5 protein-coding genes are annotated in these 4,762 nt (G+C 59.2%); 1 reads left to right on the forward strand and 4 read right to left on the reverse strand.

The genetic code is table 11. The annotated features are described in order from the left end of the window. Window positions 1-522 precede the first annotated feature (522 nt). Entirely contained in the window at window positions 523-1,968 is a 1,446-nt protein-coding gene (locus VGL70_05255) for a radical SAM protein (protein HEY3302927.1), read from the forward strand. Between the two features lie 67 nt (window positions 1,969-2,035). Here VGL70_05255 and VGL70_05260 read toward each other — a convergent pair whose 3' ends face one another. The 4 genes from VGL70_05260 to VGL70_05275 form a co-directional block, all read right to left on the reverse strand. Then, window positions 2,036-2,353 carry an addiction module antidote protein gene (locus tag VGL70_05260; protein ID HEY3302928.1) on the reverse strand — a complete coding sequence of 106 codons (318 nt, stop codon included), beginning with the start codon at window positions 2,351-2,353 and terminating at the stop codon, window positions 2,036-2,038. Between the two features lie 42 nt (window positions 2,354-2,395). Continuing rightward, entirely contained in the window at window positions 2,396-2,722 is a 327-nt protein-coding gene (locus VGL70_05265) for a type II toxin-antitoxin system RelE/ParE family toxin (GenBank protein HEY3302929.1), read from the reverse strand. Window positions 2,723-3,011: 289 nt separating this feature from the next. After that, window positions 3,012-4,190, reverse strand: a complete 1,179-nt coding sequence (locus VGL70_05270; GenBank protein ID HEY3302930.1) for an acetyl-CoA C-acetyltransferase — start codon at window positions 4,188-4,190, stop codon at window positions 3,012-3,014. Continuing rightward, window positions 4,187-4,762 (reverse strand): AAA family ATPase (locus tag VGL70_05275; protein HEY3302931.1); only part of this gene is annotated, 576 nt, incomplete at its 5' end. The genes VGL70_05270 and VGL70_05275, both read right to left, overlap by 4 nt.

The raw sequence follows: 4,762 nt of genomic DNA on the forward strand, positions 1-4,762 counted from the left end.
CGACCTCGGTGTTAACTACTTTGATGAACGTGACCGTCAGGCAGTAACAAAACGCTGCCTCAACCGGCTGCAAAGACTCGGTTACCAAGTCACGTTGGAGAAATTGCCGATGGCGGCGTGAATTCATTTTCATAAGAGACAACAAGGGCCGTGATGTGAAAATATTTTCGACGAACTCAACCATGAAGGCTTCCCCGATAACTATGATCGCCGTTCGGACCTTGGAGACGCTTTGCGGCGCGGTTTCAAGCGCCGCCCATGTCTGCCGCTGCTCTCATGACGGATGGACCTCCTTCGTGCTTTTTCGAAGGATTCTGGCATGTCCCGAAATCAGACGCTTCGCGGAGGTGAGTATCGAGGCCGGCCACGCTGACTCCGCTTCGGACTTGGATCGACCGGAGCTCAGAGTCAAGACCTGCACGTTATGGCCGAAGCTACAGAGTTGCACCAGGAGCTGTCTCAGGTCTTACTCCAGGGATGATGCATGACGTTACTGCTCTCCGCGTCAACCTAGCGCCAAGGATGAAGCTTCTCTTCCTGCATCCACCGATGGGCAACTGGAAGCGCTGGGGCGCGCGCCATATCGCGTGCAATTCGCTTTACGCCCACCTGGCGGCCTATGTGCGCGACCAAAAGGCCGCCGAGGTGGCGGTCCTCGACTGCCGCGCGCTCGGGCTCAGCGAAGCGGAGATGATCGATCGCGTCGGAGAGATCGCGCCGGACGCGGTCTTTGTCGGGACGCGCGTCGTGACCGAAGGCGTCGCCGGGTCGGTGCTGCGCTACCTCGAAGCCCTGGCGCTTTTAAAAGACGCCTCCCCGAGGCTCGTGACCATCGCGGGCGGGCTGGCGCTCTCGGCGATGCCCAAGGATATGCTCCGCTTCGCTCCCCAACTCGACTACGTTCTCGTGGGCGAAGCCGAGGAAACTCTCGTCGAGCTGCTGAGAGAGCTGAAACGGGAAAGCCCCAGGCTGCATGAAATCGCGGGGCTCGCTTACCGAAACGCTTCGGACATTCACTTGACCCGGCCGCGTCCGCTGCTTTCCGACCTGAATCGATTGCCGATGCCGGCCTACGATCTCTTCCCGATGGGCAAGTATATCGGCTTTTCGCGCATCGAAGGCTATAACGAGGCGGTGACCAGCCGCGGCTGCGAGGGCGCGTGCAGCTTCTGCTACGAGTGGGGCTTGGTCGATTCCCGCCAGCGGCAGGATTTCTTCGTCCACCGGACCCGCAGCGGAAAACTCGTGGCCGATGAAATGGAGCTTCTGCGCAAGCGCTACGGCGTCAAAGCGCTCAACTTCATGGACGACGATTTCAATTCCGCGCGCCAAAAGATGATCGACCTGCTCGACGAGCTCGAGCGCCGCGCGCTGAACATCCAGTGGTTTTTCATGGGCCGGGCGAGGAATCTGATCCGCGACGCCGACCTGATACCCCGCCTGAGGCGGGCCGGGTGCTATCAGGTGCTGTTCGGCATCGAAGTCGGCAGCGACGAGGAGCTGGTCAACATTCACAAGAGCAAAGACCCCTACACGATCGCCGACTTGAAGGAGCTGGTGCGGCTGCTCCGGCGCCACGACATTTCGACCGTGGGAACCTACATGAGCGGCTTCTGGGAGGACGACGCGGCGAAGATCCAAAACCGCTTTCGCGTCGTGGACGAGATCGACCCCGACATCGGGGTGCTCATGCGCTTGACGCCGATGCCCGGCTCGCCGGTGTGGCGCCAAGCGCTCGCCGGGGAGCGGCTCGAGGAGGTGGAGCTAAAAAACTGGGACGCGCTCCACAGCGTCATGCCGACGCGCCACCTGTCGCGGAAAGAGCTGGGCGAGATCTGCGCCTCGATCAACCGGGAATTTTTCTCCCGCCCCGAGCGCATCGAGCGGATTCAGAACGGCTACAGCTCGCCTTACGTGCGGGCGAAGTTCGAGACGTATAAATCGACGGCGGATTTGATCGACCGGTAAATAAAGGAACCCGTCAAGTCGCGTGACCGCTATTCCGCCATTGTCGAGAAAATTTTCGACACGTTCTTTAGGGAATACTTGCTTTTTTCCGAGCAATATTGATATTTTTTGCTTTTGACGGCGCGGCGGCCTTGGGTTCGACCGCCAATCTGAATCCAACGGTATCAAGGACCGACGACAGACTAAAAAACTCCGGATTCCCTTTCGTCGAAAGCATCCGGTAAAGATTTTCTCTGTTCAGCGAAGTAGACGCCGCGAGCTTGCCCATTCCGCCGTACGCGTCGACAACGTCTCTCAAAGCCAGAAGAAAAACCTCAGGCTTCCCGTCTTCTAGAGCCGCGTTCAAATACTCTGCTGCTTCAACAGGGTCTTTGAGCGCTTCCAAAAGATTTCTTTGATAACTTCTACTTTTAGCCATGGTGAACTCCTACTTTTTGTAGTCCTCCCAATATTCGATCGCTTTCCTTATGTCCTCAGACTGTGAACTTTTATCTCCGCCGCAAAGCAGAATAACCAACTTGGTACCGACTTGGCCAAAGTAAACGCGATAGCCAGGTCCATAATCGATTTTAAGTTCAAGGACGCCGCTTCCAACAGGTTCACAGGTACCCAAATTTCCCAACCGGACACGAACGATCCTGGCGCGAATTTTAGCTCTTGCTCGTTGGTCCCGGAGCGAATCCATCCAATCGTCGAAAGGACAGCTGCCGTCAGGACGTACGTAGCTATCCACCTGCCGCTCTGAAACTTCCATAAACCCAGCGTAGTTTATAAGCTACACAATGTCAAGCACAAAACTCCCCGGCGAGTTTCTTTCCCCGCTCACGACGATTCAAATAAACTCAGACGGATTTAAATAAGACTGACAAGAATGTTACCCGCTATGCAGGTTTTCGTGCTGCGTCATAATTAGGTTATTATGTTGTGGCATTTTTAGGTTATTCCGTCGAGTACGGTTTAGGCTTTTATGCGGAGGTTATGATGATCCGCACTGAATGTCGCCGAAGCTGACGACACATGCAGGGGGTGCTACCTTCGGTTGGCTAAATCCGCTCCACCATCAGCGCGACGGCTTCGCCGCCGCCGATGCAGAGCGCGGCGACGCCGCGCTCCTTGTCGAGGTCGATCAACGCGTAAGGGAGCGTCGTCAAGATCCTTGCGCCGCTGGCGCCGATCGGGTGGCCCAAGGCGACTGCGCCGCCGCGCACGTTGACTTTCTCCGGATCCAATTTGAGCATCCGGTTGATCGCGATCGAAGCGGCGGCGAACGCCTCGTTGATTTCAAAAAGATCGACGTCGCCCAAGGCATGGCCGGTTTTCTTCAGCAGCAGCGAAATCGCGTCCGCCGGCGCCAGTGTGAACCATTCAGGCTCGCGGGCGGACGAAGCATAGCCGACGATTCGCGCAAGCGGCCGGATGCCGAGCGCCCGAGCTTTGTCCCGCGCCATCAAAATCAGCGCCGCCGCGCCGTCGCTGATCGAAGAAGAATTTCCCGCGGTCACCGTGCCGTCCGGTCGAAAGACGGGCTTCAACGCCTTCATCTTCTCCGCGTCGAATCGCTCGATTTCTTCATCCTTCTCGACCGATGGTCCGCTGCCGTTTTTCCCGCCCACCCGAACCGGAACAATTTCTTTTTTAAACGCGCCGCTTCTTTGCGCCGCCTCGGCGCGGCGGTAACTCGTCGCGGCGAACTCATCCTGCTCGGCGCGCGAGATGTGAAATTCGCCCGCGCAGGATTCCGCCAGAGCCCCCATCGGTAAATCGCTGCCGGCGTCGCAAAGCCCGTCTTTGAACAAGCTGTCCATCATGGTCGCGTGCCCGAGGCGATAACCGCTTCGCGCTTTGTCCAGGAGATAGGGCGCGTTGCTCATGCTCTCCATGCCGCCGGCCACCACGACTTCCGCCTCGCCGAGGCGAATCGCCTGCGCGCCCAGCATCACGGCCTTCAAACCGGAGCCGCAAACTTTATTGATCGTGGTGCAGCCGACTTTGTCGGGCAACCCCGCCTTGAGAGCCGCCTGGCGGGCCGGCGCCTGGCCGACGCCGGCGGAGAGGACGTTTCCCATGAGGACTTCGTCCACTTCGCCGCCGCCGACGCCCGCTCGGCGCAACGCCTCGGCGATCGCGATGCTTCCCAGCGCCGGGGCCGGGAGAGAAGCCAGAGAGCCGTTGAGGCTTCCTATGGGGGTCCTGACCGCGCTGACGATGACGACCTCGTTCATCGGCTTGCGGACAAAAGATGCGCCGCCGGTTGTTGAACCGGATAAGACAGGGTCGGTTTTTCCCGGGTGGAAAATGCCGCGCGTAAAAATTGCTCCACCTCGCCGCACAGCTCCCCAACCGGCGCCCCGGTGTTGAGGGCGTGGTAAGGCGCCGACTCGGCGAACGGCTCGAAAACTTCCCTTTGCTTCAAATAAATCCGCCAGGTGCCGTCGGATATATCGCGTCCGCCTTCGGCGCGCCTGAAGAGTCTTTCCCGGACGACTCCGTCGCGCGTGTGACAATAGACGATCGCCAACGGCGCGCCGTTCCGCGCCGCCGCCTCGAAGACGGCGGAGCGCTGCGCCGCTTTTTGAAACGTGGCGTCCACGATCACTCCCTCCCCGACGGCGAGATGTCTCTCAACTTCTTCCGTCATCCTGCGATAGGCTCTCCCGGTCATGGAAGGATTGTAGATGCCCTTCCCATAGGCGACGTTATTCCGCCGATCGGACGCGCCGGCGAGGCCCTTGCGCACGACGTCGGAGTTGACGACGGCCGCTCCCAGCCGGCGCGCCAGCGCGCGCGCTAAAGT

The organism is Candidatus Binatia bacterium (assembly GCA_036504975.1).
GTDB lineage: Bacteria > Desulfobacterota > Binatia > UBA9968 > UBA9968 > JAJPJQ01.